Source organism: Shewanella sp. BF02_Schw, assembly GCF_014596695.2.
In the GTDB taxonomy this organism is placed as follows: Bacteria; Pseudomonadota; Gammaproteobacteria; order Enterobacterales; family Shewanellaceae; genus Shewanella.
Window position 1 is genome coordinate 51,777 of sequence record NZ_JABKAW020000010.1, and the last position, 20,596, is coordinate 72,372.

At 41.8% G+C, this 20,596-nt stretch carries 19 protein-coding genes and 1 pseudogene; 11 read left to right on the forward strand and 9 right to left on the reverse strand.

Features of this window, described 5'->3' with window-relative positions; genetic code table 11:
- Positions 1–94: 94 nt before the first annotated feature.
- From HNW13_RS22640 to HNW13_RS22655, 4 genes are all read left to right on the forward strand, one after another.
- On the forward strand, positions 95–571 hold the full coding sequence (locus HNW13_RS22640; RefSeq protein WP_243756375.1) for a hypothetical protein: 477 nt from the start codon (positions 95–97) through the stop codon (positions 569–571).
- A gap of 13 nt (positions 572–584) precedes the next feature.
- A complete protein-coding gene (locus tag HNW13_RS22645; RefSeq protein WP_041413271.1) occupies positions 585–1,262 on the forward strand; it encodes a response regulator transcription factor in 678 nt (225 codons plus the stop codon).
- Positions 1,263–1,329: 67 nt separating this feature from the next.
- Positions 1,330–2,571 carry a HAMP domain-containing sensor histidine kinase gene (locus tag HNW13_RS22650; RefSeq protein WP_101087467.1) on the forward strand — a complete coding sequence of 414 codons (1,242 nt, stop codon included), beginning with the start codon at positions 1,330–1,332 and terminating at the stop codon, positions 2,569–2,571.
- A 38-nt stretch (positions 2,572–2,609) separates the two neighbouring features.
- Positions 2,610–3,287: a TIGR01621 family pseudouridine synthase gene (locus tag HNW13_RS22655; protein ID WP_192116485.1), complete on the forward strand. Its 678-nt coding sequence runs from the start codon at positions 2,610–2,612 to the stop codon at positions 3,285–3,287.
- 31 nt (positions 3,288–3,318) lie between these two features.
- Here HNW13_RS22655 and HNW13_RS22660 read toward each other — a convergent pair whose 3' ends face one another.
- From HNW13_RS22660 to HNW13_RS22670, 3 genes and pseudogenes are all read right to left on the reverse strand, one after another.
- Positions 3,319–4,488: a GGDEF domain-containing protein gene (locus tag HNW13_RS22660; RefSeq protein WP_101087421.1), complete on the reverse strand. Its 1,170-nt coding sequence runs from the start codon at positions 4,486–4,488 to the stop codon at positions 3,319–3,321.
- A gap of 63 nt (positions 4,489–4,551) precedes the next feature.
- Positions 4,552–5,301, reverse strand: a pseudogene (locus tag HNW13_RS22665) (IS5 family transposase).
- Positions 5,302–5,647: 346 nt separating this feature from the next.
- The gene (locus tag HNW13_RS22670) at positions 5,648–6,853 is read right to left on the reverse strand and encodes a GGDEF domain-containing protein (RefSeq protein WP_157822802.1); all 1,206 of its coding nucleotides are present in this window, start codon (positions 6,851–6,853) and stop codon (positions 5,648–5,650) included.
- Positions 6,854–7,008: 155 nt separating this feature from the next.
- On the opposite strand from HNW13_RS22670, the gene HNW13_RS22675 reads away from it, so the two are divergent.
- Both HNW13_RS22675 and HNW13_RS22680 read left to right on the forward strand, forming a co-directional pair.
- A complete protein-coding gene (locus HNW13_RS22675) occupies positions 7,009–7,176 on the forward strand; it encodes a YqaE/Pmp3 family membrane protein (RefSeq protein ID WP_011635586.1) in 168 nt (55 codons plus the stop codon).
- Positions 7,177–7,290: 114 nt separating this feature from the next.
- Positions 7,291–7,497: a DUF2986 domain-containing protein gene (locus tag HNW13_RS22680; protein ID WP_192116486.1), complete on the forward strand. Its 207-nt coding sequence runs from the start codon at positions 7,291–7,293 to the stop codon at positions 7,495–7,497.
- Positions 7,498–7,529: 32 nt separating this feature from the next.
- Here HNW13_RS22680 and moeB read toward each other — a convergent pair whose 3' ends face one another.
- Both moeB and moeA read right to left on the reverse strand, forming a co-directional pair.
- Positions 7,530–8,300 carry a molybdopterin-synthase adenylyltransferase MoeB gene (gene moeB, locus HNW13_RS22685; protein ID WP_011635588.1) on the reverse strand — a complete coding sequence of 257 codons (771 nt, stop codon included), beginning with the start codon at positions 8,298–8,300 and terminating at the stop codon, positions 7,530–7,532.
- Between the two features lie 7 nt (positions 8,301–8,307).
- Positions 8,308–9,561, reverse strand: a complete 1,254-nt coding sequence (moeA, locus tag HNW13_RS22690; protein ID WP_192116487.1) for a molybdopterin molybdotransferase MoeA — start codon at positions 9,559–9,561, stop codon at positions 8,308–8,310.
- A 132-nt stretch (positions 9,562–9,693) separates the two neighbouring features.
- Between moeA and HNW13_RS22695 the strand changes: the two genes are divergently transcribed.
- The gene (locus HNW13_RS22695; RefSeq protein WP_243756376.1) at positions 9,694–9,984 is read left to right on the forward strand and encodes a GIY-YIG nuclease family protein; all 291 of its coding nucleotides are present in this window, start codon (positions 9,694–9,696) and stop codon (positions 9,982–9,984) included.
- 101 nt (positions 9,985–10,085) lie between these two features.
- Positions 10,086–10,220, forward strand: a complete 135-nt coding sequence (locus HNW13_RS23710; protein ID WP_259395433.1) for a hypothetical protein — start codon at positions 10,086–10,088, stop codon at positions 10,218–10,220.
- 344 nt (positions 10,221–10,564) lie between these two features.
- Here HNW13_RS23710 and HNW13_RS22700 read toward each other — a convergent pair whose 3' ends face one another.
- From HNW13_RS22700 to hslR, 4 genes are all read right to left on the reverse strand, one after another.
- The gene (locus tag HNW13_RS22700) at positions 10,565–12,424 is read right to left on the reverse strand and encodes a M14 family metallopeptidase (RefSeq protein WP_182744155.1); all 1,860 of its coding nucleotides are present in this window, start codon (positions 12,422–12,424) and stop codon (positions 10,565–10,567) included.
- A 188-nt stretch (positions 12,425–12,612) separates the two neighbouring features.
- Positions 12,613–14,169 (reverse strand): phosphoenolpyruvate carboxykinase, encoded by a 1,557-nt coding sequence (locus HNW13_RS22705; protein WP_182744156.1) that lies wholly within the window; start codon positions 14,167–14,169, stop codon positions 12,613–12,615.
- 253 nt (positions 14,170–14,422) lie between these two features.
- Positions 14,423–15,283, reverse strand: a complete 861-nt coding sequence (gene hslO, locus HNW13_RS22710) for an Hsp33 family molecular chaperone HslO (protein WP_182744157.1) — start codon at positions 15,281–15,283, stop codon at positions 14,423–14,425.
- 25 nt (positions 15,284–15,308) lie between these two features.
- On the reverse strand, positions 15,309–15,707 hold the full coding sequence (gene hslR, locus HNW13_RS22715) for a ribosome-associated heat shock protein Hsp15 (RefSeq protein ID WP_162022011.1): 399 nt from the start codon (positions 15,705–15,707) through the stop codon (positions 15,309–15,311).
- 264 nt (positions 15,708–15,971) lie between these two features.
- On the opposite strand from hslR, the gene gspC reads away from it, so the two are divergent.
- Genes gspC through gspE form a run of 3 tightly spaced genes read left to right on the forward strand, consistent with a single transcriptional unit; the run spans position 15,972 to position 20,595 of the window.
- Positions 15,972–16,886, forward strand: a complete 915-nt coding sequence (gene gspC, locus HNW13_RS22720) for a type II secretion system protein GspC (protein WP_101087412.1) — start codon at positions 15,972–15,974, stop codon at positions 16,884–16,886.
- 24 nt (positions 16,887–16,910) lie between these two features.
- On the forward strand, positions 16,911–19,043 hold the full coding sequence (gene gspD / locus HNW13_RS22725) for a type II secretion system secretin GspD (RefSeq protein ID WP_162022012.1): 2,133 nt from the start codon (positions 16,911–16,913) through the stop codon (positions 19,041–19,043).
- The gene (gspE, locus tag HNW13_RS22730; protein WP_279575221.1) at positions 19,036–20,595 is read left to right on the forward strand and encodes a type II secretion system ATPase GspE; all 1,560 of its coding nucleotides are present in this window, start codon (positions 19,036–19,038) and stop codon (positions 20,593–20,595) included. Before gspD ends, gspE begins: the two co-directional genes overlap by 8 nt.
- Position 20,596 lies beyond the last annotated feature (1 nt).

A 20,596-nucleotide genomic window follows, 5' to 3' on the forward strand; every position in this document is an offset into this window, starting at 1 on the left:
TAGGTAGAGTAGGCGTGTGATAGAATTTTCAATTATATAGAGGCTTGTGATGGTTCGGTTGCTGCTAGCAATATGCTTTCTTCCTTGTGCCGTGATGGCCACACCATCTATGCACTCTTTATTGATCAATGGCGACTTTTTAAAGCCAATAACGGTCATGGAACAATTAGAGCAACAAGACGAAGGCACCATATGTGACTTTGATGTTGATGTTGAAGAAGGTTTGTTGGTGTATAAGATTTCTATGGTTAACGTAGAGACTCACCGAATCAATAAATACGAATACCGAGCCTTAGACGGTACATTATTAACTGAAAAATCGTCTGCTTATGTCTCTGATGATATTGGCCAAGTTAATGCGGCAAAAATGCTGCAAGCTAAGCATATGAAGTTTTCAGAATTAGTGACCCTCGCGATTGAAAACCAACAAGGATATTTAACACAGGCGGAATTGGACCACGATTTATCAATTAGTTATCTCGAACTAAAGTTACTCAATCAAGATAGTAGAAATACTATTGCTTTCGATATTGAGACTCTACGTCCACTACCTTTGCTCAAATGGGATTAAAGACTCTATGACTATGCGTATTTTATTGGTTGAAGATGATGCTACTACGTTAAAGTATGTAGCCGACGGATTTACGGCTCAGAAATATCAAGTTGATAGCGCGACTGATGGTCAAGAAGGCCTCACGTTAGCCAAGCATAACCAATATGATTTACTGATCCTCGATCGCATGTTACCAAAGCTAGACGGCTTAACATTATTGTCTGCTCTGCGTACCAGTGGTAATAAAACACCAGTACTTATTTTATCGGCATTAAGTCATGTTGACGAGCGTGTAAAAGGTTTACGTGCGGGCGGTGATGACTACATGACCAAGCCATTTGCCTTTGCAGAATTGTTAGTCCGTGCAGAAAAACTTGCGCAACGTAACGTGGTTGAACCGGCTGCCACCGAAATTGAAGTGGGCAGTTTAAAGATGGAATTATTAACCCGTAAAGTCACCCTTGACGATAGCGAGTTAATGCTACAACCAAAAGAATTTCAATTGCTTAAGTATTTGATGGAGCATCCTAATCAAGTGATTAGCCGCACATTATTATTTGAAGCTGTATGGGACTACCATTTTGATCCTCGCACCAATGTGATTGATGTGCATATTGCCAAGTTACGTCGCAAGTTTGAAGAGCTTGGCCATGGTGAGTTAATTGAAACCGTTAGAGGGGCTGGATATCGCCTTTGTAAAAGGCATTAAGCCTTACCAAAGTAGTGCGTGGCGGATCACGCTGATCTTCTCGACATTAGTAACCATACTCATTGTTATGTTGGTGCTTAGTCTCTATAGACAGTTAGTGATCGAGCAACAAAATCAAGTAGATAAACATCTAGCTGCAGAAATGCAGCGCTATCAACAGTTAGCATTAACGGTTAACCGTCGCAGTTTTGCGGCTCAAATTCGTGCTGCCGATCCTAAAACTGCACTGATTGCCTGGCGCAACAGTGTAGATATGGTGGGCGCATTGACTTTCTTACCCGAAAATATGCCACAACTGCCTGAAACGAAAGATTTCCCTATCTTTACTGGTGGTCCAGATAAACTGCATATTCTTACTGGTGGCTTAGTTATCACCCGTTATGGCCCAGTATTAATTGCTACACGTACCGATCAACTCGCGGCTTTAATCGAGAAGTTTATTAACGCTGCATTTTGGGCCGTTGCATTCACTTTAGGGCTCACGCTAGCGTTAGGCTATATTTTCTCAAAAGCCATTTTGAGACGACTGGTCGAATACAACCGTTTGAGTGAACAGATTGAAGCTGGACACTATGAAACCCGTCTGCCAGTAAGCGAAAGCCAAGATGAATTTGACATGCTGGCACGGCAATTTAATTTAGTACTCGACACCTTAGAGCAAAACTTACGAGCAGTTCGCGGGGTGACCGATAACATTGCCCATGATTTACGCACGCCATTATCGCATTTGCGCATTGGTATTGAGCTATTGTCGCAAAAACCTACAGCTGAACTTGCCGATGCCACTGCTGAGTTACTCGAAGAGTTAGATCACTGTTTGGGGACTTTTGATGCGATGTTATCGTTAACGCGCATCGAAGAAGGTCAGCAAACGCTTGATTTACAGCCGGTGAGTTTACAGCAAATCTGCCAAGATTTATTTGAAATGGCTGAGGTGATTGCCGAGAGTCACGACCAAGTATTGAGTATTAGTCTAGCAGATGATGTTCACGTGAATGGCGATAAGTATTTGTTGTTCCAAGCTTTGTTTAATCTAGTGGATAACGCGATAAAGTATTCACCTAATGGCGCCACGATTAATATTATTCAACACGGTAAACACATTCAAATTAGTGATAATGGACCGGGTATTATTGACGAGGATAAAGAGCGTGTATTCGATCGCTTAGTGCGTTTAGACCCTAGCCGCCATTACAAAGGCACTGGTTTAGGATTATCGATGGTAAAGGCTATTCTATCGCGTCACAAAGCGACGATTTCACTACTCGATAATAACCCTGGTTTACTCGTGAGTATTCACTTTAAATAACCTCGCAAGCCTCCCATTTAATCGTTGTTGGATAATATATGTACCAAGTGATCAGTGATCAAACAGACTTTATTGTCATCAGTAAATCCGTGAATGTTCATTTTCATAGCCAAGATGGCAATGCTGGAGTGATTGCACAGGCTGAGGCTGATGTAGGTTACAAGCTTTACCCTGTTCATCGGCTCGATACACCGACTTCTGGTTTGCTGATTGTGGCTAAATCCCCTCAGGCTGCAAATGTGTTTACCAAAATGTTTACTGAGCATAAAGTTCAAAAATATTATTTGGCGATAGCTTGTGGTAAATCTAAAAAGAAACAAGGCTTGATTATTGGCGATATGGCTAAGTCGCGTCGCAGTATGTATAAGTTACTGCGAACCACAGAAAACCCTGCAGTGACACAGTTTTTTAGTCAGAGTATTGCCTCTGGTATGCGGATGTATTTACTAAAACCGCTGAGTGGCAAAACCCATCAATTAAGAGTGGCCTTAGCCAGTATTGGTGTGCCTATTTTAGGTGATAAACTCTATGGTGATGAGCTGAGCGATAGATGTTATTTACATGCTTATAGTTTGCATTTTACCTATCTAGAGCAGGTTTATTGTTTCCAGCAACTGCCTCAGTTTGGTAAGCAGTTTTTGTTACCTGAGTGCCAACAACTTATGATGAACCAATGGCAATCACCGAATGACTTATCGTGGCCTAGTAAAGACTAATCTCTGCCTATTACTCCTATCAGAGGTAAACTTAAGCTGCTGTCTCAATGCAATTACGGCCCGCTTTTTTTGCGCTATACATGGCTTTGTCGGCTCGCGCTAGAATATGCTTAATTGGTGTGTCTGGTGTGACAATCGCACAACCGATACTAGCAGTAATGGCAAGTTTATTTTCCCCTGTATCAATAATAAGGTCGGCAAGTACTTGCTGGCATCGTGAAGCCATTTGATGAGCTTGTTCTAGAGTGCAGTTTGGTAATAAAATCAGAAACTCTTCGCCGCCATAACGGCATAAAAAATCGTCATTCCGAATAACATTATTAATAGCATTCGCTGATTTCTCCAGCACAATATCCCCCATAGCATGGCCCCAATTATCATTAATCGCTTTAAAGTGGTCTAAATCGATTAAGAGGATGCAGTAAGGTATGTTGGAAGTGTGCCAACTACTGTGGATGTGTTGTAATTGCTTATCAAGAGAATGACGATTCCAAATACCGGTAAGAGCATCACGGTTGGCAAGGGTGAGGATTTTTGTCACGAGCTTGTTGATGGAGTTACCCACAATTAAAATGTTAACAAGTAATATCAGTATGATATATACCCATAGTGTCGGTTTAGCATCAGCCGTGTTTAAGGTGGCAAAAACAGTGATTTTGTCTGGAAAAAATAACAGTATGATGGGCCTTAGTAGAAATAAACAGCCAATTAATGCTATTGGGATAACTAACCAGTTGGTAGCAAAAGCCGTAAATGTATCTCTAAATGCGTGTAAATGATCTCGAGCTAGCCCAAAAAATAATATTGATGCCGCTAAAGATAAAATAGAGACCAAATAAACGGCTTCGGTGCGCTGTGGTGTGACCAAAAGCATCAATATCGCCGCGATAGTGATGACGGTTAAATCGAATAATTTGCTACTGGGTAATCTGTATAGTCTTTGTGCACCCCAGCGAAGAGTACTCAGTCCAAGTAAGATCATTACATCAGCCGTGAACCAATAAAGGTAACTAGGTTGGTCTGTTCGTTGGGTGTAAAGCAACATGCCAATCAGTACGCATAAATTTGCTAATGAAAAATGAATACTTGCCTTAGGTGCAACTCTCATTGGATAAGCCATAACCCACCAAGAGGCGGTTGCTGCAGCTGCGAGTAAACACAATACTTGCATTAATATTTGTGTGGATTCATGTTCCGTCATAAAGGTGCATATAAAGGTAATTTCTTATTAAATATGCCATTGAGGCTAGGGGCTGTTGATCTTTCACATTGGCAGCCAAATTATAGAGCAAGCTAGAGCCAGCAGGCTTTCAAAATTAATTTTCAATTTATCATAGCGGGTAGCTATCGCTCAAAAATGCTTGAGCCGAGCAAAAGCATTTTCAACTAAATGCCGATATTTGTATAAACACCAATCGATATCGCCATTTCCTTGCTTCGAATTTTGTCTTCTAGGGATCACTGGCTTTGAACCACATTCACGCACTTTATCTCTAATCGCTTCACTGTCGTAGCCTTTGTCTGCAATAATAAAATGACTTTGTGGCAATAATTCAATAAGGGCATTAGCTGCTTTGCTATCATGAACTTCTCCACCTGTAACAATGAATTCTATCGGTAAACCATAGCTATCTACCGCGAGATGGATTTTGCTTGTATTACCACCACGACTTAACCCAATTGCTTGATTTTCATCAGATGATGCACCTGAACTGTGTTGATGGGCTTTTACATAACTTCCATCAATAAATTCCCATTCAGTATCACTATTAGTCGATAATGTTTTGAACAGCCTAAGTAAAATACCTTTTCTTGACCACAGTAAAAATCGACGGTAAATGGTATTCCATAAGCCAAAATATTCAGGTAAATCTCGCCAAGGGCAGCCAACACGCAATCGGTAAAGGATACCTTCCATCGTAAATCGATGCTCTTGCTTGTTATAAACTCTATCATCAAGCAGAATAGCTTTTAGCTTCGACCACATCTCATCAGTGAGCATTAATCGGGGCATGGTAATCTCGTTGTATTTGTTTTTGGCGAAGTGAATTATACGAGATTACCTTCTTCGCACAAAATTCAAACAAAGATCAACAGCCCCTAGTGTAAAAATTTTTTAATGGCAATATTTTAGTTTAATGTTTTCTATTTAACGTTAATTTAATTAACTGATGGTGGAAATCAATAAGATGGATTTACTTAAAATTTATGATGGCCAATGCTATTTTTTGTAACAAGCCTCTCTGGCAAGCCCTGGTCACTAGATAGCTAAATAAAAGCGTTTATTATCTAGAATAGATTTTTAGGCTGTTATTGGTTAAAGATGATGATGTGCATTATGAATTCTATGTTTGAGTTGATTACAGTTGCTGTGTTGACTTAACAGTTGATTCTTCCATTGAATCCATTGAGCAAATTGTATTGCGGCCTTTACTTTTAGCAAGGTACATAGCGTCGTCAGCGAGTTGTAATAATTGTTCAATACTGAGGTGGGTTTTACAGGTAGCATAACCAATGCTGAGAGTGGTATTGATATGGGTCTTCTGCCATAAAACCGTATTTTCATTGATTTTTTGCTGTACTTTTTCGGCCACTATTTGAGCTTCTTTTTTATTGGTTAATGGCAGTATGATTAAAAACTCCTCACCACCATAACGGCAAATGAAATCAATTTTCCTCAATGATTGTTGTAATATGTCGGCGGTATTCTTGAGCACCAAGTCACCCGCTAAATGACCGTAGGTGTCGTTAATGCGTTTGAAGTGGTCTAAGTCGAGTACCATTAAACTATATGCCAACCCATTTCGAAGCCATAGGGCGTCAACTTCTTCGAGCTTGTTCAATAAAGAGTGCCTGTTCCATAAGCCCGTTAGCTGATCTTTATTGGCTAATCTGGCGACCTTGTAAACTAAGCGCGTCAGCGCATTACCAAACAATACTAGGTTAGTGAGTAGCAGTAATATGATGTAGCTCCACATGACTAACGATGAGTTAAGCTTGTCTGCTGCTGAAATGTTGGCAAGTTCATCGGGGAAAAGCAATAAAACCCCTGCGCGAATGATAAACAGTAAGCCAATGGTGAAAAAAGGCACGTTAATCAACGCCGCATAATACAGCGGTAAGTGTTTTTTTACCGCCCGAAAATTATCAATACCACTAAGGGTGATGAACGTTGCTGCGGTAATACTCATTACAATAACTAAGTAGACTGCATAGGTCAGGGATGGTGGGACCAACAGCATTAATAATGCGGTGGTTGCCAGCAATATCAGATCAAATCGGTAAGATAAAGGCTGTTTAAATAAATGTTGGCAGCCCCAACGCACTAGAGCAAACCCCACAAGTATTGTCATGTCTGCCACAAACCAGTATAAATAGTTAATTGCTTCAGTACGTTGGGTATAAAGCAAAATGCCAATAAGAGTACAAATATTGGTAGCGGCGAAACACCAACTGGCTTTAGGTGCGATGCGTAATAGACTGGCAAGCAATGTCCAAGCTATGGCGCAACTTACTGCGATTAAGCTAAAAAATTGAACAAAAATAATACTTTGGTTATGTTCCATATGACTCATTAGTATCGTGAATAAGACTATTCCATAATTTGATATCAAAAGTGTAGCTAGAATAATAGGCTAATTGTCCTAGTTAACAAATTGTATCGTATACTATTTTTATAATAACTTTAGCTAAATTAATCAACTTAAATAAGGTAACTAAAATGGATTCTAATAAATTATTACTGGTGATTATTGCGATTTTACTGCCGCCTGTAGCAGTTTTGCTCAAAAAAGGCATGGGTAAAGACTTATTAATAAATATCTTATTATGTATTTTCTTTTTTGTACCAGGGCTTGTTCATGCTTTGTGGGTAGTCTTACAAGAATAATGTTTAATACCCTATGCTATTGATGTTGTTTGGTCACTGATAAGCTGGAATCTATAGGGTTTTAATCAGTTTGAGATTATAATTACCTCGTAGAAATGCTATCAAGTGACCAATATGAACCGTAAAAAGAAAATTAATCAAACTCTGAAAGCTAAAGCAAAAAAAGCCAATGCTAAGCTGCATGCTGCTAATAAATCGCCTTATATTGCCAAAGCAGAACGTGCACAGCTTGCCCAAGCGCAATCGGTTATAGCGCCAACAGCCGATTTAGCTGATAGCGCATTAAGCGACTCTGGCGCTGTACATTCGCCAGCACTGTAACACTATAGCGATGACCCTAGAGATGATTTTATCTACGGATTAACACCGCATACTTTACAATGTGGTTGTTTAGGTAAACGCATTTGCCTAAACTCCATGGTCATCGCATCAATCATTAACAACTTCCCCGTTAATGGCTCGCCGATAGCCGTGATGACTTTGATTGCTTCTGTTGCTTGAATGCAGCCAATCATGCCGACCACAGGCGCAAGAATACCTGCCTCAACACACGTTAATTGTTGTTCACCAAATAAAGCACTAAAGCATTGATAGCAAGGGCTGTCTTGTTGGTAGTCAAATACTGTAACAGTGCCTTCCATTCTAATAGCCGCGGCTGACACTAAAGGCACTTGGTGCTCAAAACAGCTTTTATTAAGCTGTTCACGCACTAACATATTGTCTGTGCAATCCAGAATTAAGCTATGTTGACTCACCAACACGTTAATCTCATCATCATCTAATAACGCATTAATGGTATTGATGTTAATTAATGGATTTAGCAGCATCAGCGATTGCTTAGCCGATTCAACTTTTGCTTGGCCAATATTGGCGTCATAGTGCAATACTTGGCGCTGCAAATTAGACAGCTCTACGGTATCAAAATCAACTAAGGTGATTTCACCAACCCCAGCCACGGCAAGGTATTGACTTGCTGCACAGCCGAGTCCGCCTGCACCAATAATTAATACTTTGGCAAGCTTGAGCTTTTCTTGGCCATCGATATCGATAGCCTTAATAGAGATCTGCCGGCTATAGCGCAGCATTTCATTATCAGTGAGTATCTCTTGATCAAGTGAATCCATACTATTCCTAACACAACACGTTATTAAAAGGCTCTACGGTGACTTGTGCGCCTGTTGGCGTGTCGCCTTGGAATTGATCTAATATCACAAAACAATTAGCTAAACTCATTGATGTGAGCATGCCTGAACCCTGGCCGCCAGTAATCGCTACTTCAAGTTCGCCCAATTCATTTCGACTGAGTATGCCGCGTTGATATTCGACTCTACCAGGGTATTTACGTATATCGGTCAGTAACTTTGCTTGGCAAAATAACGGTTTAACAGGCTTAAGTCCCTGCATTTTATGTAAAATGGGCAACACGAGTTTATAAAACGTTACCATCGAAGAAACGGGATTACCGGGCAAACCGCAAAAAATAGCGTTATCTATTTTACCAAATGCGAATGGCTTGCCTGGTTTAATAGCGAGCTTCCAAAAGGTAATCTGGCCTTCTTCAGACAAAATCTGTTTAGTAAAGTCAGCTTCACCCACTGAGACTCCGCCAGATGTTAATACCATATCAGCCTTGCTGGCTGCTTCTTTAAATGCACCACGAATGGCTTCTTTATTGTCGGCTATTACGCCTAAATCAACCCAGTCAACATGACTTTTACTGAGTAAGCCTTGGATTGAATAGCGGTTAGAATCATAAATTTGTCCGGGAGCCAGTTCACTTCCTACAGGGCGTAACTCATCACCAGTGGAAAAGAAGGCGACTTTTAGTTTACGTGTCACTCTAACTTGGCTAATACCGATAGTGGCGAGTACGCCCATTTCAGCTGCGCGGATAGTGATGCCTTTGTGCAATACTTTGGTACCTGCAAGCAGCTCTTCACCACGACGGCGGACATTAGCGCCTAATCGATGTGGGTGCTCGATGGTAATTTGATTATCGTCTGCTTGGACTTTTTCTTGCATTTGCACGGTATCAAAACCCACAGGTACAGGGGCGCCGGTCATAATACGAATACAGCTATTGGGTGATACTTGGCCATCGAAAGGGTGGCCTGCAAAAGAACTACCCACGAGGGTAAGGGTTGTTTTATCCTGTGATGCGGCTAAATCGGTAAAACGAAATGCATAACCGTCCATTGCCGAGTTATCAAATGGGGGTAAATCAATACTCGATGCTAGATCTTCCGCTAGCACTCTGTCGATAGCCTGGGTTAATGTGACGAGCTCGGTATCTTGGGTTGCTTCAACTTGAGCTAAAAGTTGCTCAATTGCTTGATCGGGATGAAGCAATGTTGGTTGAGCGCAAGGGTCTTGATTACTGGACATCAGAACTTCCTTAATGAATCGCTAAAATACTATCAACTGTATCTTGGCTGAAATAGGTCTTTGCTTTTAATGGTGCTTAGTATGCCATGATGGCACAAGAGTTTTATGATCACACTTAAGGTTTTATATTTTATGTCGAAAAATAACGCCAATACCGATTGGTACTTATATATTATTCGCTGTGCAAACTCGCATTTATACACCGGTATTACCACGGATATTTCACGTCGTTTTGGCGAGCATCAAGCCAGTGGTCCTAAAGCAGCTAAATATTTAAGAGGGAAAGGCCCGTTAACCCTAGTTTATCAAGAATCATTAGCTGATCGAAGTGAAGCGTCAAAACGCGAAATTGCTGTTAAAAAATATACTCGCCAGCAAAAATTATTATTGATTGAACAGTATGAGTTAACCCGTCCACGGTAACGATAAGTTACCTATATTTATAAGTTTTTCATATCAAAATTTTGGTTTACAGTTTTTTTACGACTAGATTGAAATGATGGAATCTCAATGGTTAATCCACAATGGTCAAGTCGTTAATGAGTGTTGCGCTGATCATGTGTTGCACTGCATTTCCTTCAGCGGTACAACAAGTACGCATTCAACCAGCTCAATCTTCAGAAAATACCACTTACCAATATTATTACGACTTGTTATAGCTGCTATTAACCCAAACCGCTGACGATTATGGCTCGGCGGATATTGTTGTTAGCAATGACCATCCACGCTTAGCGCAACGCATTACTCAAGGTTTAGAGGCATTCATTGCGACAGGTCAGCTACATGAGTTTATTGAGCAGTATGAAACAACTCGAGATATGTTCCCACTGAGTCGATATCGCCACAGTCGAATTTTTGACTTAACTAATTCACCGTTAGCGCTACAAACACCTTTTCAAAATCAAGATTTATGGATTGATTTACCGCATCCCACAAAAAACGCCGCAGCACTTGTGGAGTGATATGGCGTTATTTAATCTCATTGTCTATATAGCGTTGAAGCTTATTTAGACGCTCGCAACACCGGATACTTCATGTATTCGTTGTCATAATATGGGCTGCGTTGGTAAAACCAGCGTAATCTTGCTTGGCTATTTTTAGCAAAATCAGGATCTTTAAGCGCTTGATCAAACTCAGCTTGTAGAGCTGGGTTGTCGAGTAACATTTTTGCTGCTAAAGGCTCCACGGCATAGTCTTCAATGTATTCAGTGCGGGTAAAAATGGTATTGAACATTCCCCAATAAAACAATGAATCCTCAGCCTGAGGTTCAAGTAATAGCATTGCTAAGTCACCCAAAGGTTGGTCGGTTGGAATACGCACGCTACCCGCTGGCAAGAGGGTATTTATTTTGTGAATAGTCGTTGTTGCCGTTACCGTTTGATGACCTTCATAATCAGCACTTGAGAATAGTGGGTCGCTGAATTGATATTGCTGCGCGGTTATCGACGTTGGCTTATTCAGTTGTGTCATTCTAATGCCATGCAAAGATAAACGCTCAATAACGTTTGTCCATTGTGGCGGAATATAATAAGCCACAGGCCGAGTTACCGTAATATCTGCTTTTGTGTTAGCCACAATCGGTAAGTTTTCATATAACTTAGGCTCTCCAGTCCAGCGGACAACTTTGTCACCACTGATTGGGCTTTGCTCAACACGGTAATCAATCCCTTTAAAGTCTTTTCCTTCAGCTAAGGTTTCATTTTGCCAGCTGATGGTTAACTTACTTGGGTTACGATATTTGTCTTCATTAATTGCAGACTTTAGCTTGGTGCTATTTTTTGCCACCGTTTTAAGGGTTTGTTCAAGTGTAACGTAGGTACCAAGAACGCGTTGCTTATAAGGTTTAAGGCTATGGTTCTCTATTAGAATAGTCGGCAAATGACGAGCATCACCGTAACCATTGGAAAAACGTGGGCTAGGGTTCCACAATGACAAGCCTTTAGTCATGTCTGTATTATCGTTAGCAAATACCAACTGGCCCGGAATGTGGCCTTGCTCTGTTAATGCATGTTCAACCGCGGGGCGGTAAATAGACTCTAACCATGTAAAAATACTTGGGCTATAGCCTTGTGCAACGTTGTAGCCAAAGGTGACATCGTATTGGTAGTCAATACCATCGGTCACATGGATATCAATGTATAAGTCTGGCTGCCATATATTAATCGCTTGAATGAGGTGCTGCATTTCTAGAGTGTCAGCTTTAGCATAATCACGGTTTAAATTAAGATTGTTAGCAGTAGTGCGCCAGCCCATATTAACCGGCCCGCGTTGATTTACTCGATTGAATTTGCTGCTACGCTCGTGGGCATCGACACTGAAAATAGGAATAAACAGTAAATTAACGTTTTCAAGCAAATCGCGTTTGTTACGATGACTGATATCTCGCAGCAGCATCATACCTGCATCTTTACCGTCAATTTCACCAGAATGAATACCTGCTTGCACTAATACCGTTGCTTTACCGTTGTCACTTAATGCTTGTGCCGTTGATACCCCATCTTGTGACGCGATAATCATCCATATATCTCGTCCTTGGGGGCTTTTACCAATGCTGACTTTTTGCAACACGTCAGTGCTGTCGACGAGTTTGTCTAACCATTCCATGGTGTCGTGATAGTTCGGGCTAGAAACATAACCTTGTTGCTCAAAAGGGGTTGCCCATGGTTGATCTGCACTTAACAGTAAGCTTTCACTGGCGCCTGACCAAGGATGAATTGGCGGTAGTATACTGTCATTTTCGAGATGCGTTATTTGCTCTGCCGGTACTTGAGGAGCAGCAGACACAGCATTGTTAGCATGAGTGAAAGTGGAACAGATGAGTAACGGACTAACCATTAAGCTAGCAAGCAAAAAGCGGCGCATGAATATCCCTGTGAATGGTGATGGTGTCGAAATACGGTAATAGCATCATAACACTGCCTATCAACAGTTTCAGTTGCTTTTACCCTTATAAATGAACTGGAACAGTGCCGATAAAAAATCCCAACCGAAGTTGGGATTTGTAAATTACATCGCATTAAATAAAGCGTTACGAATAATGGGTAGCTTGTTTACACGTTAGGGCCAGCATTTTTGATGGCTTCAGACACTTTATATTTTGCAAAGTTATCACTGAACTCTTGTGCTAGCTGCTGTGCATATTTGTCATACTCAGCTTTATCTGCCCAAGTGTTGACTGGGTTTAATAAAGCAGTATCAACACCCGATACACTAACAGGCACGTTTAAATTCAGTTTATCGATATAAACGGTTTCAACATCTTTTAACTCACCACTGACAATAGCATCCACAATGGCGCGAGTTGTCGGGATATCAAAACGTTTACCTACACCATGTGGACCACCGGTCCAGCCAGTGTTAACAAGGTAAACTTGGCTGCCAAATGACTCAATACGTTTCATGAGTAGTTCAGCATACACTCCTGCTGGACGTGGGAAGAATGGTGCACCAAAACACGTCGAGAAAGTTGACTGAATTGCAGACGTTGAGCCCATTTCTGTCGAGCCAACTTTCGCGGTGTAACCCGATAAGAAATGATATGCAGCTTGTTCTTTGCTTAATATCGACACTGGCGGTAATACACCTGATACATCGCAGGTTAAAAACACTACTGCATGAGGTTCTGCACCACGGTTATCTTCTTTACGTTGAGCGATATGCTCTAAAGGATAAGCGGCACGGCTGTTTTCAGTCAGGCTAGTATCTTTATAATCAGGCACTCGCTGTTCATCAAGCACCACATTTTCGAGTACGGTACCGAAACGAATCGCATCCCAAATCACAGGTTCATTTTTTTGGCTAAGGTCGATACATTTTGCATAGCAACCACCTTCGATATTAAATACGCCACCGGGTGCCCAGCCGTGCTCATCATCACCGATCAGGAAACGTTTTGGATCAGCTGAAAGCGTGGTTTTACCGGTACCCGATAAGCCGAAGAATAATGTGGTATCACCATCGTGGCCGACGTTGGCCGAACAATGCATGGGTAACACACCTTTAGCGGGTAATAAGAAGTTTTGGACCGAGAACATCGACTTCTTCATTTCACCTGCATATTTCAACCCTACAAGCAGTACTTTTCGCTCGGCAAAGTTCAGAATAACAGCGGCTTCAGAGTTTGTACCATCACGTTCAGGTTCGCAGACAAAACCTGGCGCATTGATGATTTGCCACGTGTCTTTATTACCACGATTAAAGGTTTCTGGAGCGATAAATAAATTACGAGCAAACAATTGATGCCACGCGAACTCAGTGGTTACACGTACAGGAATGTAATGTTCATCATCAGCGCCAACTTCGAGTTCTGACGTAAACAGTTCTTTGTCTGCAAGGTAGGCTTCTACCCGGCCCCATAACGTATCAAATTTGCCAGCATCAAACGGACGGTTTACTTTGCCCCATTCAATATCGGCTTCAGTGTTTGCCTCTTTGACGATAAACCGGTCATTAGGTGAACGACCCGTTCTTTCCCCTGTCTTGGCCACTAAGGCACCATTTGCGGTCAGCTGACCTTCTCCACGAAGAAGCGCGATTTCTACTAACTGTGCTGTCGTAGGGTTGAGGTGAACGCGGTTAGATACATCCGCCATAGTGTTGATCTCCATGTCTTTTAGGTCGTGTTTCGCAGTGAAAAGCTATTGGGGGTTAGGTATTCAAACTTAGCTTGTTATTATTTTTGCGCGATGGCTATAAGCTAATGTAGGGATTGTAACGTAAGTTAATGCCGCGGTAACGAACAGTTTGGTAATTTTTTTGAAAGTTTTTGGCGTTTGATGTTTTCTTTAGACGGTTAAGGCATAAAAAAAGCGCATTGCGCGCTTTTTCTGTAAGTGGTTACGTTGTGGGTAACGACATTGATTACTGCTGTGACTGGCTGCTATGACTACCAGAATATAACGCTGCAATATCTATCGCATCAAAAGAGTACTTTGCTGTGCAATACTCACAATCCATCTCGATTTTCCCTTCCTCAGCTAGAATCTCTTCAACTTCAGTTTGGGGTAACGTTTTGATTGCTGCAGCACTGCGATCACGAGAACAGCTACATTTAAACGTAACATCAACAGGATCAAATAAGCGTACTTCTTCTTGATGATACAAGCGATGTAATACCTGTTCAGCATCAAGAGTGAATAACTCTTCTGCTTTAATGGTCGAGGTCAATGCTGAGAGATGTTCAAAGTCGTCAGTATTACCCGATTTTGCTGGTAATACTTGCAACAACATTCCTGCCGCTTGTTTGCCGTTAGCAAATAACTGTATTTGGGTAGGTAGCTGCTCTGATTGATTAAAATACTCTTCTAAGCAAGCTGCTAGATTGACATGGTCTAATGATACAATACCTTGATAACGCTCACCTTCATCAGGCGTTAACGTAATGACCATGTAACCTTTACCGAACATTTGTTGCAAGCTTGCATCGGCAGCAATATCACCGTTCCAACGTGCTACACCGCGTAATACTTGCTTATTGTTACCATTAATTACCGCTAAAGAAACCGGGCCATCGCCTTGTAACTGCACGCTAATGTCACCGCTAAACTTGATCGTTGCCGTGAGTAATGATGTTGCGGCCATTAACTCGCCGATTAGGGCTTGTAAGGCAACCGGATAGATATGTGCAGAAAGCACTTCTTGGTAACTGCTTTCTAATTGGACTATCTCGCCTCGCACATCGGCATTATCAAAAATGTAGCGATGTAAAATATCGTTGTTCATTTGCATTCTCTTACTTTTTGGGCGCCTAGTAATCTTTTAAGCGCATAATCTGTCGTCGTTGTTTTTTATCCGGTTTATGGTCTGGTGCCGGATTGTTCAAAATATTTAGCCGTCGGGCTTCAGCGTTTATAATCCGTTTGCTAATACTCTCTGGTGTTTCTTCGTATAGGGTTTGCGCTACATTAGCACTTTGTCTATGGCCAGATAATTGAAGGACAATAATCTCTTTATCATCATTACCTTGGCGAAGGCGGATTTTTGCACCCGCTTCAGCATTCTTACTGGATTTAGTCCGTTGACCGTTGTAATGTACTTTACCGCCATTGATCATGTCTTTTGCGATAGCGCGGGTTTTATAAAAACGTGCCGCCCATAACCATTTGTCGAGCCGAATAAAGCTTTTGTCGGGCTGATTTTGAGTCACATGACCTCCAAAACAGGGATGATTTCACAGACTGAGTAACCTAACTGCCATACAATGTGTGTATTATCGTAATAGAGGGCAATATTATGGCTCTTTTTATGGGCGCAAAGTTAGCATATTTGATGGAGATTCGCCAATCGATATGCTCTGGGGTTGTTGCTTTATCCTGTGTGGGTTAGCATGACGGCTACACATATATTTTCGCATTTTATTAACAATTAGAACAGAGACCTGTACCAAGTCGTATAGAGGGTCCAATAACATATGGATTTATTAGATAAACTGATCACCAACGCTGCAAAAATACCACATAAGCTATTGAGTATGATTGTATTTTGGCTTGGACTGGTCATTGTGTTGCTACTCGCTGCACAGATTACATGGAAGTTGATGCCAGTATCGTCGCAATCTGCGGTGTGGCAACCATCCCCCATCTCAGCAGGCACTGCAAAGCGTATTGAGCTTGCCGGTGTACGTAACCTATTGCTTTTTGGTCGCTTAGACAACAACAGCAATAAACCCAAAGCTGAAGTCGTAGAGCAAATCACCGATGCGCCTAAAACAAACTTGTCTATTCAATTGACCGGAGTTGTGGCATCCACCGAGGAAGCTCAAGGTTTAGCGGTTATTGAATCAAGTGGGCAACAAGAAACTTATGGTTTAGGCGATAAAATCAAAGGGACTTCTGCTTCTTTAAAAGAGGTTTATGCTGACCGGATTATTATCAGTAATGGTGGTCGTTACGAAACCTTAATGCTTGATGGTCTTCAATACACCACACAAGGTGCAGCAAACTCACAGCTACAACAAGCCAAGGTCGATCAACAGGTAACCCGAGTTGATCGTCGTGATAATCAACGTTTTTCTGAAGATTTGTCTAATTCTCGTGATGAGTTGTTAGCAGACCCAAGTAAAATTACAGACTTTTTAGCTATTTCACCGGTACGTAATGGCGATGAATTAGCGGGTTACCGTTTAAATCCTGGTAAAGATGTCGCGTTGTTTAAGCAAGCGGGTTTTCAGGCTAATGATTTAGCAAAATCAATAAATGGATTTGATCTGACCGATATGGGTCAGGCATTAGAAGTGATGGCACAACTGCCTGAGCTCACCGAAATGGCTGTCATGGTTGAGCGTGAAGGGCAGTTGGTCGAAATCATGTTTAGTTTGCCAGAATAATTTGGCGTTAGAGGATTGAGTAGAATGAATAATAAAGGGATCCGACATAACATTATTGCTGGAATGCTTATGGGCGCTGCAATGATAGCGGCACCGAGTGCTTGGTCGGAACAATATGCCGCCAATTTTAAAGGCACTGACATTCAAGAATTTATTAATATTGTCGGTAAAAACCTCAATAAAACCATTATTGTAGATCCAACAGTACGTGGCAAAATTAATGTCCGTAGTTACGATTTACTCAATGATGATCAATATTACCAATTCTTCCTTAACGTACTTCAAGTGTATGGTTATGCAGTGGTTGAAATGGAAAACCACGTCATTAAAGTCATTAAAGACAAAGACGCCAAAATGGCTTCTATTCGTGTCGCCGATGACAAAGCACCTGGTGTTGGTGACGAAATGGTCACCCGAATTGTTCCATTATACAATTCTGAAGCGAAACAACTTGCTCCCTTACTTCGCCAGTTAAATGATAATGCTGGTGGCGGTAACGTTGTTAACTATGACCAATCAAACGTGTTAATGATTTCTGGTCGTGCAGCGGTAGTGAACAAGTTGGTAGAGATTGTTCGCCGAGTTGATAAGCAAGGCGACACCGACGTACAAGTCGTGGCCTTAGATTATGCCTCTGCAGGAGAAATTGTTCGCATAGTCGATACCTTATATCGTTCAAGTGCTAACCAATCACAGCTGCCTGGCCAAGCACCTAAAGTGGTGGCTGATGAACGCATGAATGCTGTTATTGTCAGTGGCGATGAAAAAAGCCGTCAACGTGTAATCGAACTCATTAAACGACTTGATGCTGAACAAGCGAGTACGGGTAACACCAAAGTACGTTATTTACGTTACGCCAAAGCTGAAGACTTGGTTGAAGTATTAACCGGATTTGCACAAAACTTACAAGATAATAAAGAGGGTGCCAGTACTCAGCAAGGCAACTCAAGTAAGCGTCGTAGTGATATCAATATTATGGCCCACAGCGACACTAACTCACTGGTCATTAGTGCCGAACCAGATCAACTGCGTACCATTGAAAGCGTCATTAATCAGCTTGATATTCGCCGTGCTCAAGTGCTCGTTGAAGCCATTATTGTTGAAATCGCTGAAGGTGATAACGTTGGTTTTGGAGTGCAATGGGGCAGCGAAGCGGGTGGCTTAACGCAGTTTAACAACATTGGCCCAACCATTGGTGAAGTCGGGGCTGGAGTGTGGTCTGCACGTGAAGAGGATGGCACTAGCGTGACGACTATTGATGGTAATGGTAATCCGGTAACGACAACTAATCCAACTTCAGACGGTGACTATACCTTGATTGCGCAAGCGTTGGGCAAAGTGAATGGTATGGCGTGGGGCGTGACCACAGGTAACTTTGCGGCGTTGATCCAAGCTGTGTCGAGTGATACAAATTCAAACGTACTAGCAACACCGTCTATTACCACACTAGATAACCAAGAAGCCTCGTTTATTGTTGGTGATGAAGTGCCGATTATTACCGGTTCAACCTCAAGCTCTAACAATGATAATCCATTCCAAACGGTAGAACGTAAGGAAGTCGGGGTTAAGCTCAAAGTGGTACCGCAAATTAACGAAGGTTCGTCAGTTAAATTAACTATCGAACAAGAAGTGTCGGGTGTTAATGGTAACACTGGTGTCGACATCAGTTTCTCTACTCGTCGTTTAACAACCACGGTTATGGCAGATTCAGGCCAAATTGTAGTGCTGGGTGGATTAATTAACGAAGAAGTACAAGAAAGTATTCAAAAAGTCCCAATTCTTGGCGATATTCCTTTTATAGGTCATTTATTCAAGTCCTCTTCTAGTAAGAAAACGAAAAAGAATTTAATGATTTTCATTAAGCCCACCATTATTCGTGACGGTATGACAATGGAAGGGATTGCCGGTCGTAAATATAATTATTTCAGAGCATTACAGCTGGAACAACAAGCTCGTGGTATTAATTTAATGCCAAATACTCAAGTCCCGGTTCTTGAAGAATGGGATCAAGAGGCTTACTTGCCAGATGACGTGAATGACATGCTTGATCGCTATAAAAGCGGCAAAGGGCTGAGCACCGATATACGTGATTCAGACCCAGCCTTGCGCACTATCGATGAAAACATGCAAAAGGACAAGGCTCAAAACAATGACTGATAGCGTGATGACAGAACCATTAGCCCAAGTTTCTAGTGAAGTAGCCATGGAAGTTGTTGAAGGTGATGAGGTTTTTCATTCGACGAGTAAAGAGCGCTTGCCGTTTGCCTTCTCGCACCGCTTTCAATTGGTGTTAGCGAAAGAAAACGATCAGCTTTGTCTCTTCTACACTGATAACACACCGCTTAGTGCCATGTTAGAAGTACGGCGCTACTCGGGTGTTGAGTTACCGTTAATTAAGCTAGAAGTGGCAAAGTTTGAAGCTAAACTGACGCAAGCATATCAAGCTAATTCTTCAGAAGCCCAACAGCTTATGGAAGATATTGGTAACGAAATGGACTTGTTTACCCTAGCTGAAGAACTGCCACAAACGGAAGACTTGCTTGAAGGCGATGATGACGCGCCGATTATTAAGTTAATTAATGCGCTGTTATCGGAAGCGATTAAAGAAGAAGCCTCAGATATTCACGTCGAAACCTACGAGAAACAATTAATTGTTCGTTTCCGTATTGATGGCGTGTTGAAAGAAGTATTAAAGCCAAATCGTAAATTATCGTCTTTATTGGTGTCGCGTATTAAAGTGATGGCACGTTTGGACATCGCCGAAAAACGCCTACCACAAGATGGGCGTATTTCGTTGCGTATTGCGGGTCGTGCTGTCGATGTGCGGGTATCAACTATGCCATCAAGTCATGGTGAGCGTGTGGTAATGCGTTTATTAGATAAAAATACCGGCAACTTAGACTTACAACAACTGGGTATGACACCTGGCATTCGTGAAAAATTCGATGAATTAATTCGTAAGCCACACGGCATTATTCTTGTAACAGGGCCGACAGGTTCTGGTAAAAGTACTACCTTGTACGCTGGGTTAACGGAAATCAATTCTAAAGATACCAATATTTTAACCGTTGAAGATCCTATTGAATATGAGTTAGAAGGCGTTGGTCAAACTCAGGTAAACACTAAGGTCGACATGACTTTTGCGCGTGGATTACGCGCAATTTTACGTCAAGATCCCGATGTGGTGATGATTGGTGAAATTCGTGATTTGGAAACGGCGCAAATTGCAGTGCAAGCATCATTAACCGGTCACTTAGTGATTTCAACCTTACATACCAATACCGCATCAGGGGCAATAACCCGCTTGCAAGACATGGGCGTAGAACCCTTTTTAGTGTCATCAAGTTTGCTTGGCGTGCTTGCTCAACGCTTAATTCGGACATTATGCCCACAGTGTAAAGAAGCACATGAGCCTGATGAGCGTGAACGCGAGTTGCTGGGTATTACCGCAAACGACACACGTATTATTTATCGCGCTAAAGGTTGTAAGGCCTGTGGTCAAAATGGTTATCGTGGTCGAACAGGTATTCATGAGTTACTTACCGTTGATGACAATGTCCGTGAGTTAATTCATGGCGGCAGGGGCGAATTAGCCATTGAAAAATATGTACGTAAATCGATTCCAAGTATTCGTCATGACGGCATGAGTAAAGTACTCACAGGTGTGACAACGCTAGAAGAAGTATTGCGCGTTACGCGCGAGGAGTAAT